Source organism: Candidatus Edwardsbacteria bacterium RifOxyA12_full_54_48 (assembly GCA_001777915.1).
GTDB lineage: Bacteria > Edwardsbacteria > AC1 > AC1 > EtOH8 > UBA2226.
Genome location: MFFN01000006.1, coordinates 204535 through 226516 on the forward strand (window position 1 = coordinate 204535; position 21982 = coordinate 226516).

General features: G+C 54.7%; 11 protein-coding genes. All 11 read right to left on the reverse strand.

Annotated elements, in window-relative coordinates:
• Positions 1–71 precede the first annotated feature (71 nt).
• Positions 72–2681, reverse strand: coding sequence for a hypothetical protein (locus tag A2273_00840; GenBank protein OGF06787.1), 2610 nt, complete (start codon positions 2679–2681; stop codon positions 72–74).
• A gap of 96 nt (positions 2682–2777) precedes the next feature.
• Positions 2778–5639, reverse strand: coding sequence for a hypothetical protein (locus tag A2273_00845; protein ID OGF06788.1), 2862 nt, complete (start codon positions 5637–5639; stop codon positions 2778–2780).
• A gap of 208 nt (positions 5640–5847) precedes the next feature.
• On the reverse strand, positions 5848–6036 hold the full coding sequence (locus A2273_00850; GenBank protein OGF06789.1) for a hypothetical protein: 189 nt from the start codon (positions 6034–6036) through the stop codon (positions 5848–5850).
• Positions 6037–6148: 112 nt separating this feature from the next.
• Complete coding sequence (locus A2273_00855) at positions 6149–9052, reverse strand: hypothetical protein (GenBank protein ID OGF06790.1); 2904 nt, start codon at positions 9050–9052, stop codon at positions 6149–6151.
• Between the two features lie 649 nt (positions 9053–9701).
• Positions 9702–11780, reverse strand: a complete 2079-nt coding sequence (locus A2273_00860; GenBank protein ID OGF06791.1) for a hypothetical protein — start codon at positions 11778–11780, stop codon at positions 9702–9704.
• A gap of 93 nt (positions 11781–11873) precedes the next feature.
• Positions 11874–12065, reverse strand: coding sequence for a hypothetical protein (locus tag A2273_00865; protein ID OGF06792.1), 192 nt, complete (start codon positions 12063–12065; stop codon positions 11874–11876).
• Positions 12066–12474: 409 nt separating this feature from the next.
• A complete protein-coding gene (locus A2273_00870) occupies positions 12475–16443 on the reverse strand; it encodes a hypothetical protein (GenBank protein OGF06793.1) in 3969 nt (1322 codons plus the stop codon).
• A 286-nt stretch (positions 16444–16729) separates the two neighbouring features.
• The gene (locus A2273_00875; GenBank protein OGF06794.1) at positions 16730–18850 is read right to left on the reverse strand and encodes a hypothetical protein; all 2121 of its coding nucleotides are present in this window, start codon (positions 18848–18850) and stop codon (positions 16730–16732) included.
• On the reverse strand, positions 18837–19865 hold the full coding sequence (locus A2273_00880; GenBank protein OGF06795.1) for a hypothetical protein: 1029 nt from the start codon (positions 19863–19865) through the stop codon (positions 18837–18839). Before A2273_00880 ends, A2273_00875 begins: the two co-directional genes overlap by 14 nt.
• A complete protein-coding gene (locus A2273_00885) occupies positions 19843–20604 on the reverse strand; it encodes a hypothetical protein (protein OGF06796.1) in 762 nt (253 codons plus the stop codon). Before A2273_00885 ends, A2273_00880 begins: the two co-directional genes overlap by 23 nt.
• Positions 20605–20643: 39 nt before the next feature.
• A complete protein-coding gene (locus A2273_00890) occupies positions 20644–21801 on the reverse strand; it encodes a hypothetical protein (GenBank protein OGF06797.1) in 1158 nt (385 codons plus the stop codon).
• Positions 21802–21982: the final 181 nt, after the last annotated feature.

Genomic DNA, 21982 nt, shown 5'->3' on the forward strand with positions numbered 1-21982 from the left:
TATAAAAGACTATGAATCAGAGGGCGGCGTCTATTATCAAGCGCCGCCCTCCGTTGCAAAATACAGGGACCTTATCTTAAGATCATCACCTTGCCGGTGGCCGAGAAATCCCCGGAGGTCATCTTATACAGGTAAACCCCATTGGCCGCTTTTTGGCCCTGGGAATCCTTACCGTCCCACGGCAGACTGTAATGCCCGGCCGGCTGGATGCCGTCCGCCAGGGTCCGCACCTCCTGCCCGGCGATGTTGTAAATTTTTAGGCTGACCTGTCCTGATTTTACAATTTGATATTTTATATTTGTCATTTGGCCAAACGGGTTGGGATAGGCCTTCTCCAAACGGTAGCTCAAGGGCAGGTCCCGGCCCCCGTACTCCACCAGCATCGGCCCGTAGTAGGTTTTGGTCCCGCTCAGATCCACCTCGGCCAACCGGTAATAATAAATCCCTGTTTCCAGTTTCCAGTTGTCTGTGTAGCTGTATTCATGCGGCTCGTTGGTGGTCAGATTACCAATAACTTTTCCCACCTCGGCAAAATTCCCGTCTTCGGTGGTTGACCGCTCTATCAGCCAATGATCGCAGTCCTTCTCGCTCTCGGTCCGCCAGCGAACCTCCACTTTATCTTTGACCTGCAGTGCCGTAAATGAGCTTAACTCGACAGCCGAAGGATAGACTAAAACTTTTTTCAGTTGGCTCCAATCCCCCCAGCTTCTTTTGCCATTATATCCGCGCACCCGATAGTAATAAGTCTCCCCTACTGTCCGTTGGCCGACAACATAACTGGGTATGGTTATGGAATTTGAAAGCGAAACAGCCGTCGAGTAAGCCGCTACCGGTTTTACATCATCGATATATATCCCGTCGGTGGCGGTCAGACCGTCGCCCACCAGACGGATGCGGAAGAACACCGACCGGTCGAGATATTTTGCGGGATCGATGGCGAAGGCCCTTCTGGTCCAGCTGAGGACATTGCCGTATAACTTTCCTAAAAGGTCCCACTGCCGGCCGTCGGTGGAGATCTCCACCCAGATGCGGTCGAAGGTGGTCATGGCCTGATAGCTGTAAAAGCTGAACGAATCGCTGGCCGAGCTGACCGGGTATGGGCTGGTGGTGGTGATGCTAGCAATGTTGTACTGGTTGCTGACCGCGCTGTAATAACTGCGGCTGCCGGAATACATCCTGACGGTGGAGGAGACAAAACCATTCAATGAAATATTGGGATTGGCCGAAGCCCCCACCGTGTCGGTGGCGGCATTAAAACCGGTCATTTCCTGCAATTCGTAAACCGAAGGATTCGACGCCGGATTCAGGAGGTTCCAGCTGAGGGCAACGGTATTGGTGGCTTTGCCTTTCAGCGGGAACGAAGGCGGATTGAAGGTCGGCGGCAGGACCGGCGGCGGCGAGGTGGTGCTGACCAGGCTGTCGGTGCGCAGGGCCAGGTACATGAATCCTTTGAGGGTCTGGGGACAGACCGAATCTATATGGCTGGGCGGGGTGTAGAAGGCGGTGTCCGCCTCCACGCAGTAGGGAAAGATCACCCGGCCCAATTGGGTCAGGCCGTAGCCGTAGATCCAGCCGTCGGAATCCCCGGTGGTGGGATACAGGGCCGAGCTCTGCATGGGCGAATAACTCTGGACGCTGCGGTACTTTTTGATCCGGGCCGCCGACTGCTGGCCGAAATAGCGCAATTCCAGGCTGTCCGGAGCCCGCTTGACGGTGGAATCCACATAGCCCAGGGGCCACAGCACCAGCTCGCTGTAAGTATGATAGGAGATGGACAGCACGATGTTATGTTCTTTGACCAGCTTCATCACGGCCTGCTGTTCCGGCTCGCCGCTGGGAGAGAATCCGTAGAAGACATCGTTGGAGGAATCGGGGCTGGTGTAGGGATTTACCGATCCACCCCAGGCCCCCCGGATGTCGCCGTCCACCGAGCCGTCGTAGCCCCGGTTGAGGTCAACCCCGTAGACCGTGGGGCTGTTCTGGCGGCGGTTCTTGCGCCACATCACCCCCGTCCCGTAATTGCCGCCGTTGTCGTAGATAAAACCGTCCGGGTTGACCAGCGGGGCAATGTATATCTCCCGGGTCTTGATCAGGGTGGAGATGGAATCGGTCCCGGCCGGGTTGTAATTGTTGGTCAGGTAATTGGCGAGGTACAGGCAGATCTCCGGCGTCATCCATTCCCGGGCGTGATGATTCCCCATTATCAGGATGCCGTGGCGCGAATTATCACTGACCGCGGGATTGTCCGAGATCTTAAGGCACCATACCTTGCCCCCCTGGGCCGCCACGGTCAGGGTATCCAGCCTGGTGATGGCCGGATGGTCGGCCGCGATCTGCTTCAGCTCGGCCCGGATGCCGTCATAGGTATGATAGGCTGCCTTGCCGCTGTAGGGGGTTACATCCCGGGGAGAGCTCATCAATACCTTGTAAACCAGCCCGGCCCCAGCTATCCGCCACAGTTGGTCGGGCAAAATGACGATGTCGGCGTACTCCCCGGGCCGGTAGGCGGCCACATCCAGGCCATATCCGATATGGGCCAGCCGTTCGGCTGCTGCCGGATCGGAGATGTCCACCCGGATCAGCATCTTGTCGGCGCTGTCCTGACCATAGGCTGTTGCAGACGATATAACCAGAGCAGCCATAAAGATCAAAACGATTTTCATATCTTTGCTTTTAAGCATCCTTTTCCTTAATTTCAATTGACCGGATTATACCATGCACTGGCATAAAATGACAGCCCGACTTGAAAAATCGGACTGTCATTTATAAGTTTTATATTACCTTAAGATCATCACCTTCTGGGTGGCCGAGAAATCCCCGGAGGTCATCTGGTACAGATAAACCCCGTTGGCCGCTTTTTGGCCCCGGGAATCCTTGCCGTCCCAGGGCAGGCTGTAATGACCGGCCGGCTGGATGCCGTCCAGCAGGGTCCGCACTTCCTGCCCCAGCACGTTGTAGACCTTGATCGAGGTCCGGCCGGTATTCTTCAGGGCGTACCTGATGGTCACGCTCGAGGCCGCCGGATTGGGATAGGCCTTCCCCAGCTGATAGCTCAGCGGCAGGTTTTTCCCTCCGAACTCCACCAGCATCGGACCGTAGTAGGTTTTGACCCCGCTCAGATCCACCTCCGCCAACCGGTAGTAATATATCCCCGTCTCCAGATCGGAAGCATCGGTATAGACGTACTGATGAGGCTCGTTGGTAGTCAGGTGCCCGGTTACCTCGCCAAGCTTGGCAAAGTTTCCAGACTCTTCCGTTGACCGCTCTATCAGCCAATGATCGCAGTCCTTCTCGCTCTCGGTCCGCCAGCGGACCTCGACCGTGTTGTTGACGGCCATGGCGCTGAAGGAGGTCATCTCCACGGCATTGGGCGATATGGTAAACCCTGTGGAAGCTGCAATATCGCCGGCCACAGTAAGCACATAGGGCTGCGGGCCGTTGTTGATGGCCCGGGCGTTCACGGTTACCGTATAGGTGACATTGGCCTTGGTGGCCGAAGCCGGCAGCCAGACCACCTCCTCGCAGTTCACAGTATCCTTGGCTCCGCCGGTGATGGAAAAGCCGTTGCTGGCCGGCTGGCCGAAGACGTTGCCATAATAGGTATTCCCGCCGCCGGTGACGGTAAGATCCAGGTCGTTGACGGTGATGTCGGTGGCCCCGGGGGTGCCGGGATAATCGAAATATGACAGGACGAACTTGAGGGTCTGGGTGCCGGAGGTGCCGGTGGTCACGGTAAAGGTCTTGCTCTGTCCGGAAGAGCTGAAACCGACCGTGGCATCCTCCAGGGCCGACTTTCTGGCATCGCCGGCAAAGAACAGGGCATCATCCAGCACCACTCCTCCCCAGCCCTGGCCCTGGGAGGGAAGGTTCTGGGTCCCGGTCTGGCCGACGGCATCGATGCTGTAGGCCCCGTTGAAATTCCTGGTGGCCAGCATCATCATGGCCTTGATCAGCGATCCGGAGGGATTGGCGATGGCGTTGGCCGGCACCTTGGTCCCGGTGGGATACCAGCCCTCGGTCAGGTACTGCCGGACCAGGGCCCCCATCCCGGCCATGGTGGGGGTGGACATGGAGGTTCCGCCCATGGTCATGATGCCGGTATTGTTGGTGGTCAGGCTGCCGTCGGAATCCACCGACCAGATATACCATCCGCCGGCCCCCAGCAGGGTGGGACGACGCAGGCCCTCGTCGGTCGGACCGTGCGAGGAGAATTCGGCCACATCTAAAAGTTCGTTGCGGTCGGCAGTGCCGTTGACCGCCCAGGTGGTAGCCGTTGAACCAAAGCCGGATTCGCTGGCCCCCACGCAGATGATGTTCTTTCCGGTGGCCGGGCTGTTCACCCGGTCGCCCGAAGTGTTGGAGTTTCCGGCCGAGCGGAACATGGCGTAGTTCTTGTGGGTCCAGGCCACCTGGTCCAGCTGCTGACAGTTCAGGGTGTAGGCCGAGGAGCCGCCGGCGCTCTGCCCCCAGGATGAGGAGTGGATCCGGGCCCCGGCGTTGTAGGCCCACAGGTATATTACGGAATAATCGGTGGGCAGCACCAGGGCGTCGCTGGCCCCGCCGATGTCGGTAAAGGCTATCCGGCACTTGGGGGCCATGCCCATGGCCCGGGGCAGCGAAGCCTGGGTGGTCAGCCAGCCCAGGCTGTCGGCTCCGATGGAGCCGCTGGTGTGGCTGCCGTGGCCCGAGGAGGTCAGGTCAAAGGTGTCGGCATGGACGTTGTAGGCCACGATCTTGCGGTGGGCGTTGGTGCTCTCACAGATGGTGTCCTTGTCCTTGTCGTAGACCGGTTTCAACGAGGCATCCCGGAAATAGATGTTGTCCCAATCCATGCCGGTATCATCGTCGCCCACGATCTGCCCCTGGCCGTACAGCCCCCGTTTGTAGATCGGCATTTTCAGGGAATCGTCGGCCGTGTTGATGGTCAGCTTCGATTTCCAGGAATCGGCCGCCGCCCTCATGCCGGTGGAATCCAAAGACTGGTTGATCCAGCGGCTCCAGGCGTTGTGCAGCACCGGCTGGTAATAGCGCTCCACCCAGAACACCTCGGGATAATTGGCGAACTCCTTGGACAGCTCGACCGCCCGGTCCGAGGGAAGGGATATCTGGACGATGTTGCCGCCCTCCTGCAGCCAGCGGACATCCATCATTCCCTTTGCTTTTTGGCCGACCGAAGGCAGATCCTCCTTATCGAACAGTGCGATGTTCAGCATGATCCGGCCGGGCTCGTCCTGGGCATAAAAATTAGGCGCCGACAGCAGATCCGGGCTGATCCGGAAGGCCGGCTGGTAATAGCCCACAAATTGGACGAAGGGCAGCTTTTCGATCTTTGATCTCACCTCGCCGTTCATTTTGACTATCTGACCATAATTGGGGATGTAATCGCTGTGGATCTTCCCCCCGACCCTACTGACCTCGCTTCTCCAGGCATCCTCCACCGGCCCGGTGAACTGGACTATATACCAGTCGGCCTCGGTGGATTTTGGCGCCCGCTCCAACCCCAGTTTGGCGTAGGAGGGCATGCCATTGGCGGTGGAAAAATGCCCGATCTTGAATTTAAGAACGCTGGGATCGGAGGCCAGGGTCAGGGATGCCGCCACCAGCAGCACCGACAAGACCAGAAAAGTTTTCTTATGCATTTATAGCCCCTTAATTAATTTTTAATTTTGGTATATCTTTCTTTTATTTATATACAAGCAATAAATATGCCATAACCGACATATCTTAACTCATTACATCACAAAGAGTTTTTCCTAAAATTAAAATTATGTGAATTTAATGCGATGCATTAATTGCAGAATTAGCAATATTTGCAATTTACTTATAAAATATTATAATATTTATTACTTACCTATTTAAGTTCTTTTTTTGAATTATCGCTAAATATATATCATCAACGCCAGCCATTAAATAAGACCGCCCGCCCCCTTTTATATCAAACATCATCGGCAGGAAGGACAGCAATTTGTCATTCCCTCCCCTGTCATTCCAGCGCAGGCTGGAATCCAGGGCCTGGATGCCCGATTTCCCGGGCATGACAACAAGGACGTTCAAAAAACGAGTATGGATTATTCCCTATTCAATTGCCAAGTTAATAAAAGGGCGGTGTTCATAAAGAACGCCGCCCTTTTAAGATGTTGTTAAATGCTTACCTCAGCAGCATCAACTTTCTGGTGGCGCTGAAATTCCCCGAGATCAATTTATAGAAATAGACCCCCTTGGCCGCTTCCCGGCCGCTGTTATCCCTGCCATTCCAGCTTACGGTATAATTATCGGCAGCCTGCCTGGAATTTACCAGGGTCTTCACTTCGGCGCCCATAATGTTGTATATCGTCAGACTGGTATGTCCCGGATCTTTTAAAGAGTATCTGATGGCCACTTTGCCGGTGGTGGGATTGGGATAGCTCTGCTCCAGCTTATAGTCAATTGCCCGAACCGGCCCGGAATAGCTTACCTGGATCGGCCCGAAGGTGGTTTCCTTGCCGGAGACATCGATCTCCACCAGCTTGAAGTAATATTCCCCTACCGCGGGAATGGAGGCATCGGTGAACTGGTAGTTGCTGGTCTCATAAACGGTGCCATTGCCGTTTACCGTGCCGACCTCGGCGAAGGATCCCTCCGCCTGGGTCGAGCGTTCGATCCTCCAGGACTGGCAGTTGATCTCGCTGGCGGTCTGCCATGACAGCAATATCCCTCCGGAAGATGGCGCGGCGGTAAAGCTGGCCAGGCTGACCGCGCCGGGCAGGCTGACGGTGGAGGCGAAATTGCCCCGGACGAAATTGGACTTGGTGGCCGTCACCGTCAGCTGGCCGGCATTGGCGGGGTTGATGGTGAAGGAAGCGTTGCCGCTGGCATCGCTCAGTTTGGAGGTGCAGATGTCGGTGGCCTTGGTCGATCCGTCCTTGGCCGGAACATTCATGTACAGCCCCACCAGGGCGCCCTGGACGTTGGTGTTGTTCTGCTTCTTGACGTTGACATTGAAGGTCTGGGAACCGGTATTGATGTTGGCATTATAGGTCACGTATTTGAAGGTGTCCGGCACCTGCGAGCAGAAGGTCATGAAGGGATCGCCGAACACGTGGAACAGGTGGCAGGTGAATTCCTTGTAGTCGGCCGGGATGGCCGGGTCGGTATAGGTCTGGGTCATCAAATGCCACTTGCCGGAGACCAGGGCGAAGGCCGGCCGCAAATCCTCGGTGTAGCGGTCGTAGGTCTGGCCGGCCCCGGCGTTGGGCACATCCCAGTTGTTGGTGCTGTTGAAGTTGGGCCACATCCCGTCCATGATCCCCATGATCAGGGCATCGTTGACGAAGGAGTAGGAGACCTCGGTGGCGCACATCACCCCCAGGGCCCCGTAACGGCTGCGGTGGAACAGCTCGGAAAAGGAGGTGGGGGCGGTGGTGACCTGGAAGGCCCCGGTCTGGCAGTTCATGGAGAAGACGAACGGCAGGTTGGTGTTGGTCAGGCTGGGAATGTTGGTGCTGGTGAAGGCCGGCTCGCCCCAGCCGGTGTACATGCCGTGGTCCCGGTGCATGATCATGAAGGTGCCGTTGTTGATGGCCGATACCACCCCGGCCCCGGTGCCGGTGTTCCAGACCATGCCGGAGGGCACGGTATTGGCGATGTAGCCCTCTCCGGCCGTGCCGTAGGCCGCCACCAGGGCGCTGGGGTTGGTGGTGGACCAGGGGTCTCCGCCCACCGGACCCGAAGCGTCCACCAGGGCATACTGCTGCTGGGTGGTCTTGCCTAATTTATTCTTTAGGAAGCCACGGACGATCTCGGAGCACATCCCGAACCAGCGCTCGTCCTGCCAGCCGGCCGCCGACAGCGGCAGGTTGTAGAAGGTGGCGCTGGAGGGCGGGGCGGTCTCATACCGGATGATCTTCCGCACCATGGTGGAGCAGTGGGTGACGGTCTGGGCCGGCATCCGGGCGAACACCATCTCCGGAGCCCCGCCGTTGTCCCAGGTGGAGGCGGTGTTGGTGATATTGATATCGGCGAAGACATTGTCCGAGACATACTGGGGGTACCCGCCGGGGTGCAGCATAAGTTTGGACGAGGTCAGGCCGTAGGCCTTGCCGGAACTGGCTATGTCTGACATCATCAGCACCGCCAGCGGCTTGGTGGTCCAGGTGTTATAGGCATTGTCGATGAAGGCTTCCACCGAATCCGGGGTGGTGCCGGTCTCGGCGGTGGTGAATATGCCGGTCTTGATCCCCTGCTTCTTGCGGAACAGCTTTAAAGTATCGGCCCAGGCGATGAAGATGGGATCGTTCGGCACTATGATGATATATTCAAACTGGCCAGCCTCCTTGGAGGGATCATCGGCGGCCAGCTTCTCGTGGATCTCGGAATATTTGGTGGGTTCCAGCGAGCTGTAGTTGATGATGTTCTGCTGCAGGATCCGCTCGAACATCGGATGTCGGTAAAGGTCGTCGCCGAACCCGCCCTTGCCCCCCTCGAAGGTGACCTCGACCTCCATATCGCGGCGGACGATCAGCTCTTTGGTGACCGGGTTATATCTGAAAGGCGCCAGCGACAGAATGAATACGTCAACTCCCCGCATCTTTTGGACCGGGGACTTGATCACGAAATCGCTGGGGAAGAATTCGTTCTTGGAATAGACCACGGAATTTTTAGACAGTGGCTTGAACACCTTGTCCTGCTCGGTGGGGATCTCCATGCCCGGCGCGATGTCGATATTCTGAAATCTCTCCTCGCGGTAGGACAGGATCTTCACCCTGGGCGTCGCCCCGTTGGGGACCGCCACATAATTGCTGATCACCGGCAGGTCGGGATAGCCGGCGCCGATGGGCAGGATCGAGCCTTCGGTTACCACCGCCTGGGCCTTGGCTCCCTCAACATCCTTTTCCTCGAAATTGAAGCTGTTGACGGAATAGACCAAATTCAAGCTGCCCTTGGTCTGATTCTTAACGCTGATGCCGCGTTTTGACCAAGAGTCCTTATAGGTAATGGTCTGGGTATTGGCAGCCCAGGAAATTCCGCAGATCGAAACCAGCAAACCAGCTATCAACAACTTATATTTCCCCATCGTCCCTCTCCTTGAATAATTTATATTTACAATGATTTTATGTTGCAATTATTATACCATTACTTAATATTTATTTAGTCTATAACTCATTGGTTATCAATAATATAGGAATCAATATTTTTATCATTGCCCCCGCTAATATTAAAATATGCAATATTACATGCTAATCTGCTAATTAACAGCGAGTTATGCGTAGTGCAATAATTGCTTTTCAACTCTTTCTTGACTTTTCTAAACTTTGGATCAAGTACGCATCCGGTCCATATTATCATATATTTTGGGGCTTAATTATTAACGCGGCAATTGAATAGGTTAATAATACCAATTGTCATGCCATTCCCGCATCAAGTGCAGGATAAAATCCGAATGGCATCCCGACCTGGATTCCCTCTGGAAGCCTGCCCTGAGTAAGGCAAGCAAGCCCTGCTGGCTCAGGGTTTATGCTGAATGCAATGAAGTGCTGGAATGACAGGGGCGGGAATGACAAGTTGCCGGGTTTAATCGCCGGTGTAATAATATCCTGGCAAACGTAATAGAATCTTGCATAGGCGGGGTCGGCCTACAGGGCCAGAGTATATGCCGAAAATGATCTGCCGCAGTCCCCTTTCGTCCCCCAGATCAGGCCGCGGTAAAATATGCGGCAAACGGATCAGTTTATTTTATATAAAGTCTTTAGCTTTCTCAAATTTTCGGCGGCCTCCGAATTTGGATCTATGGCAGCCCCTTTTGACAGATACCTGACGGCCTCCCGGGGCCTCCCCCGGGTGATCAGCATCATGCCCATCCGGTTATAGGCCCAAGTGTTCAGCGGGTCTATGGACTTCAAAATCTTGGCGTAATATTTTTCGGCCGCTTCGTAATTTCCTTCCCTTTCGCGGATATATCCGATATTGCAGTAGGCCTCGGTGATGTTCTTGTCCAGGGCGATGGCCTTTGAATATTCCTCCACCGCCTGGCTGTTTTGCCCCTTGGTCAGGTGGATATTCCCCAGATTGTTGTGCAGGCTGGCATCCTGGCCGTCAATGGCCAACCCCTGCCGGACGTAACTCTCCGCCAGGACCAGATCCCTCTGGTAATAATAATTGAAGGCCGCCAGATAGGGGGTTACCATGCGGGGATTTTGTTCCATGGCCCGGGATAATTCCTGCTGAAATTTATCCGCCGGCGCCGCTGGATCGGTGAAGATCGGGTTGATATATTTATATTGGTATTTCAGGATAGGGTCGCCATGCTTGCCGATCCTTTTGGCGAACACCAGGCAGATATCATCCCAATATACCAGGGCCCACCGGCTGCTGCCGGATAGATATTCATGCAGTCGGCTGCTGAGGGATTTCCCGCTGCGGGGATAGCGCAGCAGAGCCAGGTCCACGCCATATCCATTCATCAGGGCGGTGTCCCCCTTGATGATGGATACATAATCCTCCAAAACATGCCTGAAGGGCGACATCCGGCCGTCGATGAAGACCGGGACATGGTTCCAGATCAGATAACCGCCGTCCATAAGGTCGTTAAGGATCTTGGGATCGGGAAAATTCTCCTTTACGAATCTCGTCCCCTCCACCGGAAAGGCCCGGCCATCCAGTCCCAAGGGATGCGTCCCGGCAGGCTTTTCGGTGAATCCCGGGCCTAACAGGACCCCGGCCAGTGCGACGCCCAGGCAGGCCGCCCAGAAAAGCGGTTTGGCCGATAGGTTGGAATATTTCCGGAATAATTTAACGGAAAAACCGGTGAGTATCTGGCTCCAGTTTGCCGCCGTGAACCCCAGGGTGGCAAAGACGAAAAGCGGGACGAACCTGACGGCATAAAAGGCCAGGTAGAAAAATGCCAGCCATAACAGCAGGCTGGACAACCGGAAATTCCGCCAGTTTAAGATGATCCCCAGGGCGGAGAAGGCCATCCAGCCCAGGCCCCATCTTACCGCGGCATCGCCCATGATGGAAGGAGAAAAGATGGAGGTATATTCATGGATGGTGCCGTAGATCAGCCGGTCAAACTCGATCAGCCGGGGGTCGAAATAGAATTTAAAGAAGGGCTTGACCAGGGAGATCCCGTAGGGGTTGATCAAGGTAGCCAGACAGGCGATCAAAAACCCCAGGATCAGTATCCGGAAGGGTGACCAGCGGCCCTGGCGAAAACCGGTCAGCAGGGAATCCAGTAGGTATATGAATAGAACCACCAGGCCGGACATCAGGCCCAGATGGGAATTGGCCCACAGCATGAAACCGGCGGCGGCGATGATAAGGAAGGCTCTGGCCGATATACCGTCCCGCTCCAGCAGATCCAGCAGAAAGATCTCGGCCGTCAGGGCCAGAAAGGTTACCAGCTGAACCCGCTCGCTGAAGCCTATCCGGCCGGCCATCACCGCCAAAGCCATGACCAATAGGGTTATCAGCGGGTTCAATCCCCGTCTCCGGGACGCGATTATTCCTATAAAAAAGATCAGGTTAAGCAATAGGATCTTTAATATCACTATCCCCGGGAAGCCGGCGAACTTGTGCAGGCCGTGAAGGATGACCGACGGCAGCCATTCGTGCATCACCCAGGGCTGGCCGTTAGCGGTATGGCTCCAGAGATCGGTATGAGGTATCTGGCCGCTTTCGGCGATATGGCGGCCGGTGGTCAGCATGATCCACAGATCGGGATCGGACACCGGGGTCAATGAGAGCCCGGTGATCAGCACCAGCAAGGAGCCGCCGGCCAGCAGCCATTTCCAGTTATTTCTCATCAACAGTCAGAACGATACGGTTTGGAATCAAATAAAAAGGCTTTCTCCATTACGGAGAAGGCCTTAAAACAGATGGCGCCCTTTTGGCGGCCATCAATCGTGGCCCTGGACAGATAAGGCCCTTTTTACTTCCTCTTCCTGTATATAGCCCAGTTCCACCAGGCACTCTCCGATCCGTTTCCCGGCGCCCTGCATCTGGTGCCGACGGGCTTCATTAATGTGCTCTATGGAAACGTAGCCCAGGGAGACCATGATCTCCCCGATCATCTTATGCGATCCCATCATTGTAAATATTCCATCCAATTAGATTTATTTTCAAGCCCTGGTTAAACTAACCGCCGCCGATAGACCAGCTTGACGGGGAAACTGGTGTAAACCACTGAAACACGGAACTACTGAAAATAAAACCCCTCCCCGCTAAAAACGCGAATACTCGCGAAAATTATTAAACTCGATCTTTCGCACTGGTTATTATTCCAATAATTCAGTGTTTCCATACCTGCCTGACGTTGGCCGAATGGCCGGTGGTTTCGATACGCTTTTTATGCTACTCAATCACCGGCTGTATCGAGACCAGGAAGGCCGGCATACACAAGCGTGGTTAAACTTGTCCTGTCTGTGTGCCGAACTTTGGTTCGCCTGATTTAAAGAAGGGCGGCGTCCATGTCGGAACGCCGCCCCGGGGTGGGATGGTTTATCTCAAGACCATCATCTTCTTGGTGGCATTGAACTCTCCGGAGTTCAGCTTGTAGAAGTACACTCCGTTGGAGACCGTCTGCCCCTGGTTGTCCCTGCCGTCCCAGTGGATCGTGTAGAAGTTGGCATCCTGTTTGGCGTTCACCAGGGTCTTGACCTCTTCGCCCAGCAGGTTGTAGATCTTCAGGCTGGTCTGGCCGGGATTCTTAAGCGAGTACTTGATGGTGGTCGGCCGGTTCCCGATGGGGTTGGGATAATTCTGGGCCAGGGCGTATACCGAGCCCACCACCACCGAGATCGGTCCGTGATAGGTCTTCTCTCCGGTCTTGGAGACGTCGACCAGGCGGTAGTAGTACACGCCAACCGACGGAACTTTGTCGGTGTAGGAGTACTTGTCACCGTAGGGATTGGTCCCGTCCACGTCGATGGACCAGACATTGGTGAAGCTCTCGTTGTCGACCGAGCGCTCCAGCTCCCACTTGTAGTTGTCCATCTCGGAGGCGGTCTGCCAGTTGATGGTCACCGCATTGCCGCCGGACAGGACGCAGGCGAACTCTGTCAGCTCCACCGCGGTGGGGATCAGGGGAGCGCTTACCGAGGCGCCCCAGGTTCCCTCGCCGTAGTAGTTGAGGGTCTTGATGGTGTAGACATAGGCGATCTTGGCTCCGGCGCCCACGTCGGTCCAGGTATGAGTGGCCGGTCCGCCGTAAACATTCTGGACCCTGATCCGCTCATCGGCCGAGCTGGGCGGGGTGGTGGTTCCCGGGGCCTGGCGGTAGATGATATACTGGGCCACCTTCTGGGCGTCGTCATTGGACTTCCACCAGTCCAACCGGTTGTCGGCGCCGGTGTCGGTCACCTTGACGCTGTCCGGAGGAGTGGGCAGCACGAAGTCGGTCATGTCAACCTTGTAGATCTTGCCCTCGTCCATGGAGGCGCAATACAGGTAGAACCTGGTGCCGGCGGCGCCGGGGACGAAGGCGGCCGATCCCACCGGGGCGTAGGGCACGCCGGCGGCGTTGGTGGCCTCGATGGCCGAGCCGTAGGTGCCGTAGGAGCCGTAGCTGGACGGTCCGGGCATGATATCTTGAGTGGTGGCGTTGACGGCACTGCGGCGGAACAGATAGTTCATCCATACCGAGGAGGTCCAGATGCTGGAGCCGTCGTATTCCAGGGCCCGGCCGTTCCACCATTCTCCCTTGCCGTTGATGGTGTTCGCCGAAGCTCCGTCATCGTCCCAGCTGTAGCCGTAGCGTTTGACCGCGGTGCCGGAGGCCGGTTTGCTGTAGACCATCAGGGATTCGGAATACATCTCGTAATTTTGCCAGTAGGCCCACAATGAATCGCCGGCGATCAGGTTCGGACCAAAGGTGTCTATAACCGCAGGACCCATGGCTATGCCGCGGATGCGCTTCATCGGGGTGCCGCCCCAGGAACAGTTGGGGGCCAGGAAGCCCGATACATGGGTGGTGGCGCGGTTGGTCTGGATGATGGAATCCTGCAGGGATATCCACAGGTTCTTGGCATTGTCGATATCGATGCCGCCGCCATAATGCGCGGCCGAATGCCACGGACCATGGTTGTTGGCCGAGCGGATGGTGTCGCCGCCCACGCCGCCCACCAACGGGCTATTGGTGGTATTCTTCTTGACCGCATAGATCCTGGTCTGGAAGGTGGCGTTGTCCAGGTTGGCGTTGCATAAGAACAGGGTATCGGCCAGTATGGCCACCGAGGAGGGCTGGATCCGGTATCCCCAGGTGGTTCCGCCCACCCGGATATCGGTGAAGTCGTAGCTCTTGACCACCTGCAGGCCGCTGACCCTCAGGCCGAAGTTGCTGGTGGTGCTGTAGGCCGGGGTGGTGCTGCGGAAGATGACCCCGAACACTATGTCGGTGAACTTGGGGACGTCCTTTTTGATCTTGACCACGAACGGGCCGCTCTGGGCCTCGGCATTGGTGGCCAGGGCCCCGCTGCCCACCGTTACCGTGGTAAGGGGGCTGATGCTCTCCACATAGGCTCCGCCGCTGACCACATACAGCGAACAACGGGCCCCGGCGGTGATGGCGGTGCCGGTGTTGCGGAAGGTCACCTTAAGGGTGTCGGTCTCCCAGGGATCCAGCATGGCATTATTGTTGTTGGCGGTGTTCACCACGATGGGATCCTTGACCACTACCGATACGTATCCCACCGAGGGGGCGGTAACCAAGCCGGTGCGGGCCACCCGGAAGGTCATGGTGGGGCCCTCGGCCGAAACGTCGTAGATCCAGGGGCCGTTGCCGTTGCCGTTGCCGGCGCCACGGTTGGTCTTGCAGTTGGGGCTGGACAGCGAATCTATGGCGTTCTCGGTGTAGCCGCCGGCCGAGAAGTCGTTGGCCGAATAGCAGGCGTTGCTGGGATTGCGGGGGAAGTTGGAATCGCCGGCCGCATAGTTGATGTTGGGATTGAAGCCGGGCTGTTCCACCCAGGAGTAATAATACTTTTCGCAGGGCGGGCCGTCGTTGAAGCGGGTCTGGAGCCCCATCCGGGTGTCGATATGGGTGATGATCAGGCCGCTCTCGGAGGTGCCTATCTCATAGGGTGGGGTCCGGCTGCGCAGCTCCACGAAGAACACCTGGCCGGAATCCCGGAAGGCCATGTTGCGGACCCGCCACAGGCGGATGCCGCTGGTGGGATTGCCCCGGCGGGCCTCTCCGGAGGAATCCAGGGCGGCGATGGTGTACTGACCGTCGCCGCGGTAGGCGCTGGAGATGGAGTCGGTGTTGCCCACCGCGCCGCTGGTCAGCCAGCCGTCAATCGAGCCGATGGCGCCGTCAACGTCATAGACCAGGTGGCCGCCGGGGAACGAAGGCTGGTCGCCGCCCTCGATGCCGTTCCAGGAGCCGTTGTCCATCAAGGACCATTCGCCCCAGGGGGTGCCGGAGTAGCCGTAGTCGTACAGGTCGGGTCCGCCGATCTGGTGGAACATCTCGTGAGCGAAGACTCCCAGCTGGCCGTTCTGGGGGCAGACGATAAGCTTGCTTATGGTGACGCCGTCCCTGGTGCCAAAAGAGCCGGTCATGGACATCGACCAGATATCCCTGGTGTCGCCGGATTCCTCCTGGCCGGGGCCGGGGTGGACCAGGATCAGGCCGTCGGCCACACCGTTATTGTCCTGGTCGTAATCCACCGAGGCATCGGCTCCATTCAGCGCCGGAGTGTAGTAGGTGGATGATGGAGCGCCGCCGGAGGCCACTGCGTTCGCTCTGGTAATGCCGGTGGCCACGATAGCGGAAACGCTGCCATACCACCAGCACTTTTTATAGGTGAAATCGTAGTAGTAGTTGCTCATCCCGCCCACCCCGGTGGAATCCGGGACATAGGGGGAGATGGAGTCGCCGAAGGCCAGGAACCAGAAGAACTTGGTGTTGGCCAGGGCGTGGTTGTTGGTCGCGGTGGCATCGTAGGGGAAGCGGCCGTAGGGATTCTGGCCGGCCTTCTCGGTGCCGGAATACCAGGCAAAGGTGCTGTCGGAGAAGTCGCCCAGCACCATGTTCATGTAATTACGTCCGGAGGCCGCCTTGGTGGGATTCTCCTTGGTGCCGCCCACCCCGTAAAGCATATCGGTTGACCACTTGTGGCGGGTATCCAAGGGAACATTGATGATCCGGTTGGCATTATAGGGAATGGCCGCCACGGCCGCGGCGCTGGGCCGCAAATGCCTGGTATAAGGACAAGCGGTTTTGTTGGCCCTGAGATTGGTGGCCACCAGCAGACCGTTCTCCTGCTTGGCATAGGTCCACCAGCCGTCCTTGTCCTGGATGATGGAATAGCCATCGGCATCCTCGGCAAAGTGGAAGTGTTCATCGCCCTTGAGGACGCCCACAAAGGACGATCCGTCGGGCTGATTCAGCCTTACCGGCCGGGGTTTAGCCGGAATGGCAAAGCTGGTGCCGGCTATGGCCACGATCATGATGATCGCTAAAACCATAGTCAGAAATCTGAACCTTGACTGCATCTTTTGCTCCTTTAAAATTAATTTTTGTTTAAAAATTCTTAGATAATTGCTATTAAATATATGCATTAATTATGCCATACATATAATTAATATTAATTAATGTCTAATCTTTTGAAAATCAATATGTTGCTTTATTTATTACCCGTCTCATATTTTCGATCAACTGGATGATTTTGTGCAAATATTACCTTTATATATGTATATATTATTATCTCTTTGTTATTCAATTAATTAGAATATGCGCATAAATTGCATTATGTCATTTTTTGTACTGAAGGATATCTCTAAGATTTTTAGCTGACTCGGAGTTCGGGTCAATTTTTGCGCCTTTTTGCCAATATTTCATGGCTCCCGCCCTGTTGCCGGACTTCATCTCGATCATCCCCAGGCGGTTATAAGGCCAGGCATCTCCCGGGGTAACCTTGGTGGCAATGGTATAAAGCCTGATCGCTTCCTTGGTATCCCCCTTGGCCTCCATCAAATACCCCCAATTGGTGTAGGCCAGCCCCAGGTTCACGTCAATTTTGACCGCCTTTTTATAAGATTCGACGGCCTCGCCCACCCTTCCTTGTCTTAAATAAGCATTGCCCAGATTATTATACATCATCGCATTATATGGATCGATCTTTATGACCTTTTGGAACTCCCGCTCGGCCATCTTGGCATCGTTGTGATAGAAGAAATAATTTCCCGCCAGGGTGTGCGGCATCAACAGGGTTGTATCTTCGGCAATTCTCCTGGTCAGTTCCCCCAGAAACAATTTCGGCTCCAGGCTGAAATCCGGGACTGCCGGATTGACATATTGGTAACTGTATCGGTCGATCATGTTTTTATACTTTTCGGCTCTGCGGACATACACCAGGCAGGCATCATCCCAAAACACCAGGGCCCATCCCCCGGTGGAGATGATCTTTTTATTGAAGCGGTCAAAATCCTCGGTCTGGCTGGTCTTGGCATAGGGCAGGAACAGCCAGTCGATGCCGTATTTATCCAGCAGGCCCAGATCGCCCCCCAGGATCCTGAAATGATCCTGCAGGACCCGGATGCCGAAATAGGGCCCGATCCGGCCGTCCACGAACACCGGGATCTCCTTCCATAACAGGTATCCGCCGATGTCAAAATCGTTGAAGACCTTTCCGCCCTCCCGGTGCTGTTTGATAAAATCCGCCGCCTTATCGGAATACATCCGGGGCTTCCACCCCAGCTCCACCCTCTGCCAGATATGCTTTCCGGTCCGCTGGTACAGCCCGGCCCCGGTCAGAACCAACAGAACCAACCCAGCAAACAATACGTTTTGCGGAATCCTGAATTTTGAATTCGTAATTTTAAATTTTGAATTTAATGCACTGAACGCCCCCTGCCAGTGCCAGCCCACCCCTATCAGGGTGATGAAGACCTGCAGCCATAGAAAGCGGGCATAGCCGATGGCCCAGTAGGTGAATAATATCCAAAGAAGCAGAAAAGAGAATTTCAGTCTTCTCCAGCCTATCAATATCCCGATAGCCGAAAATACGATCCATATCATTCCGTATATCACCAGGGGCTCCCGGGAGAAGCCGGGAGACAGCAGCGGCTGATATTCCAAAAGGCTGGAGGTTATCTGGGCATCTGCCTTTTGCAGCTCCGGCCGGAAGTAATAGCTCAGCGTCAGCCAGACATTGTCAAACCCATAGGGGTTCAGGCCGGTAACGGCAAAGCCAGCCACAAAGGAAACGACCGGTTTTTTGACAAGACCCCAAGCTTTCTTTCGGAAGGCGAAGATGATTTCATCAAAAAGATACAATCCGATGATGAAGATCCCGAAGACATAGGTCAGGTGAACATTGGCCCACAGGATCATCAGCCCCATAATGCCCGACAAAAACGCCGGATACTTTATTTTGCCGGCCCGGTTGATCTCCAGCCAGAAAATGAGCAGCACCAGGAAGAAGAACGAAAATATCTGGATCCGTTCGCCAAAACCGTAACTGGATGCCAGCAGGGCCAGGACTGCCGTGATAAAAGCAATATGGGGCGAGACCCTTTTCAGCTTCATGGTGTACAAAGCCAGCCCGAAAGTCATGACCAGCAAAGCAGCTTTGAAAAGTATTATGCCGTTGATGCCCCACAGCGAAAATAACCCGTAAAATATCAGGCTGGAGAACCATTCATGCATCAGCCATGGCTGGCCATAAGCCGTGTGGCTCCACAGGTCTGCCGTGGGGGCCTGGCCGGTCTGGGCCACGTACCGGCCGGTGGCCAGCATGATGTACAGGTCGGGGTCGGAGGCCGGGTAGATGGCGGCCGCCAGGGCCAGGCCCGCCACCAATACCAAAGCGACAACCCAGTGCCAGTTGCAACTTGCTTCGGGAGTTTCTATCCCGGTTTTATTTTTTTTCATCGTTTTTAAATACATGCGGAGTTGGATATTTTTTTCGATAACTGAAAATATCGGTTTTTTTAATTATTTGATTTATCAGACAATTAGTATGTCTGACCAGAAGGAACCTTTCGCGCGGATAGCCCCCAATCCTCATTTTGCTCAACTCTGCGGTCTGTCCCAAGTTTACTTTATCAAATTTATTTTCGATGGCAAACCTTATTATCGCCAGTAAAAGATTGTTGTATATGCTTAACTCTTCATTCAATCGATCGTTAAAACCTCCAAAAAGGAAATACAGATACCTCCCCTGCGGCACCAAGAAAGCCCAGGCCAAGACGGCGGCATCCAGTTCCAGGCCTAAAATATAACTTTTAGTGGGAAATTTTGTAAAAAATTCACGGGGTAAAACAATCGAGTGATATCTCCGGGCAACATCTACATACAAAGAATATGTTTTCTCATCAAGACTGTCGGGCGGAATAGTTAAAGATCGCAACTTGCATCCTATCCGTAATGCATCAGTCACTCTGGATTTATAATCTGAACGGATGGCCCCAAGATATTCAGCGAAAGAACCCCACCTGACATCAAAATCAACGGTAGGATAATGCCTTCGCCACGACCAGCCATCTATCTCCGGCTCAGGCTCACTAAACCCGCTTATTAACTGGAACCCCCCGCCAAAACTGTCCATCACTTCCGCCACGTCTTCAACCCGTCCAATATCCGAGAACGCCGGATCGGTGCTGAACGGCATTGACAGGGAACATACGGTTGCCGGTTGGTGGACAGTGATCGGCCCCGCGGTAAAGGGAAGTTCGGGACGGCACACCGGGCCGGCCAGGGGTTTCCCGCCGGGTCTCCTCAGCCAAAAATATTTTTGCTCCAGGGGGCTGTATAAAAACAGATGCTGGAGAATGGATGTTTTGTTTAAAATATCATCCTCCCGATATAACATATCCCACTCTTCGGGCAGTTCATCCGGACGGTCGAATACTTTTATTTCAGCTTTATTTTTTAAATGCTTTGACATAGATCATAACCGAATTTGAGATGTGCGGGATCATTGTTATCGGACCGTCATAACTGAACTGAATTTTATGAAAGCCCGATTTATCCAGCCAGCCCTTCAGTCTTTTTTGCTTATATCTTTTCAACGGATGATATTTTTCATCCTCCTCTCGAGGGAGCAAGATGTCCCTTGATCTTATCAGTGCGGACTCCCTGGTTTTGACACCCGGGAAATAATCCCGGGCCGATAAAATGTGCACCGGCCAGAACGGCAATTCCCAAGGGCTGTGTTGGCGCAACGTTGTCAGCAACAGCATTCCTCCGGGCTTCATTGCCCTTGATACACTCCGAATATATTCGCATGGATCATCGGCTGTCTGCAGAACCCCGAACAGCAAAATAACATCAAATATGCCTGGTTTAAAAGGCAAATTAGACACATCTCCGCCGACCAGGCCCCAAATTTGCCGGTTATCGCTATGAGGGTTTACTTTAAGTGCTTTCAGCGAAAAGTCGAGGCCCACCATATTGCAGCCAGGTTTCGATAACCGGTCAAAGTATAATCCCGGACCGCAGCCCAGGTCGGCGATCAGTAGATTTTTCAGGCCGCGGGGATAATGCCGCCTTAAGTTCTGCTCCAGGTATTTTCGCTGATTATCTACGATATAGGCATACCACCAACTTGAGCGCTGCCAATCGGGGATGTCCATAATAGCCAGTTGGTCGAATTTCCGGTGCCAGTATTTTTCCGATTCCTCCAAAATTTCCTCCCGTGATTTCAATCTGCCGGGCAAAGGCAATTAATTTCGTATGATCCTTTTCAATTTCAGGTCCGCTATATTCTTCATATGCCGAATCTCCGGTCGGCAGTCACCTATGTCGAATATTCTGGCGGTATTATTGCTATTCCGCAGCTGGCGTAGGAACGGATTTCGCCAGGGCATGAACCGCTCCTTGGCCCATTCGTCAAAATAGACCCAATAAAAACCAGAACGGGCGATCCTGGGTTCCCCGAGGTGGGCGCCCATGGCCAGTTGAACGGCGGTTTCGGCCAAACTAACTCCCGCCATTTGGGAAACCCTCTGTCCCAGACCGTAGCGGGGATTGAACTCGATGAACTGAAACTCTCCGGTATCCCAGTTGCGCATGAACTCGATGTCGCAGATGCCGGAATAATTTATCTGCCTTAAAAATCTCATCCCGGCGTCGTATAACTCCTGATGATATATGGTCCGGATCATCACCCCGCTGCCGTAGGGTTGGGGATCGGCCTTGAGCTTCTGGGCCATGCAGACGGCAAAGGGCATCCCGTCCTTGACCGACGCTCCGAATAAAAACTGATTATAGTCAACTCCGGGGATCACTTTTTGTATCATTGGTTTGAAACCCAAGCCGATTATTCTATTGCAAGCCTTCCTCAATTCTTGGTCGGTATTGACCACAATGACCTTTTCTCCCAGCGCGTCCCGGAAGGGCATTGATTTTGGGGAAAATCTGGCCTTGACCACCGCCGGAAACCTGACATTATTTGCCGGCGCATTATTCTCATCCAATATCGAGCTTTGGGGTATGGCGATCCCCGCCGATACCGCCATTTGCAGCTGGTTCCATTTGTCCAGCAGGGCGTCCATCACCTCCAGGGGGCAGGCCAGCATTTTGAATTGCCGGGACAGTTCCTCCCGGTTATGCGAGACCCATCGGCGATACCCGTCGCTGGCACCAATGAGTACCCTGTCTCCCGGGATATCCCCTGCCAGACCAACCAGGCCGGCCAGCAACGACTGCGAATCCTGCTGCGGCAACGGCAATATGCGGCCGGTCACGCCTTTAGCCCGGATCGCTATATCGTTTTTCGAATAGCCGATCACCACCACCGGATAGCCGGCATCACGCAGTTCCCGGGCCATCTCCAACCCCAGAAAATTACCTTCCAATATGAATACTGTCGGTTTCATCATCATTTTTCATTGTTATTAATGGAGTCAATAAATAAGTAACATTTTTTATTAGGAATCCATGAAGCCCTGAGTACTAAACTGTGGGAACCCTGATTGATTCCTGCTTTCCGCTCCTACGCTTTGCTTCGGCGCACAAGCTGGCTTCCTTATAAAATAAATTCGTTTCCCTTAGAGTGCTATG

Excerpts from the sequence above, each read along its gene's own strand:
- A2273_00840 (OGF06787.1), bottom strand. The coding sequence starts at position 2,681 with ATGCTTAAAAGCAAAGATATGAAAATCGTTTTGATCTTTATGGCTGCT.
- A2273_00845 (OGF06788.1), bottom strand. The coding sequence starts at position 5,639 with ATGCATAAGAAAACTTTTCTGGTCTTGTCGGTGCTGCTGGTGGCGGCA.
- A2273_00850 (OGF06789.1), bottom strand. The coding sequence starts at position 6,036 with ATGCCCGGGAAATCGGGCATCCAGGCCCTGGATTCCAGCCTGCGCTGG.
- A2273_00855 (OGF06790.1), bottom strand. The coding sequence starts at position 9,052 with ATGGGGAAATATAAGTTGTTGATAGCTGGTTTGCTGGTTTCGATCTGC.
- A2273_00860 (OGF06791.1), bottom strand. The coding sequence starts at position 11,780 with ATGAGAAATAACTGGAAATGGCTGCTGGCCGGCGGCTCCTTGCTGGTG.
- A2273_00865 (OGF06792.1), bottom strand. The coding sequence starts at position 12,065 with ATGATGGGATCGCATAAGATGATCGGGGAGATCATGGTCTCCCTGGGC.
- A2273_00870 (OGF06793.1), bottom strand. The coding sequence starts at position 16,443 with ATGGTTTTAGCGATCATCATGATCGTGGCCATAGCCGGCACCAGCTTT.
- A2273_00875 (OGF06794.1), bottom strand. The coding sequence starts at position 18,850 with ATGAAAAAAAATAAAACCGGGATAGAAACTCCCGAAGCAAGTTGCAAC.
- A2273_00880 (OGF06795.1), bottom strand. The coding sequence starts at position 19,865 with ATGTCAAAGCATTTAAAAAATAAAGCTGAAATAAAAGTATTCGACCGT.
- A2273_00890 (OGF06797.1), bottom strand. The coding sequence starts at position 21,801 with ATGATGAAACCGACAGTATTCATATTGGAAGGTAATTTTCTGGGGTTG.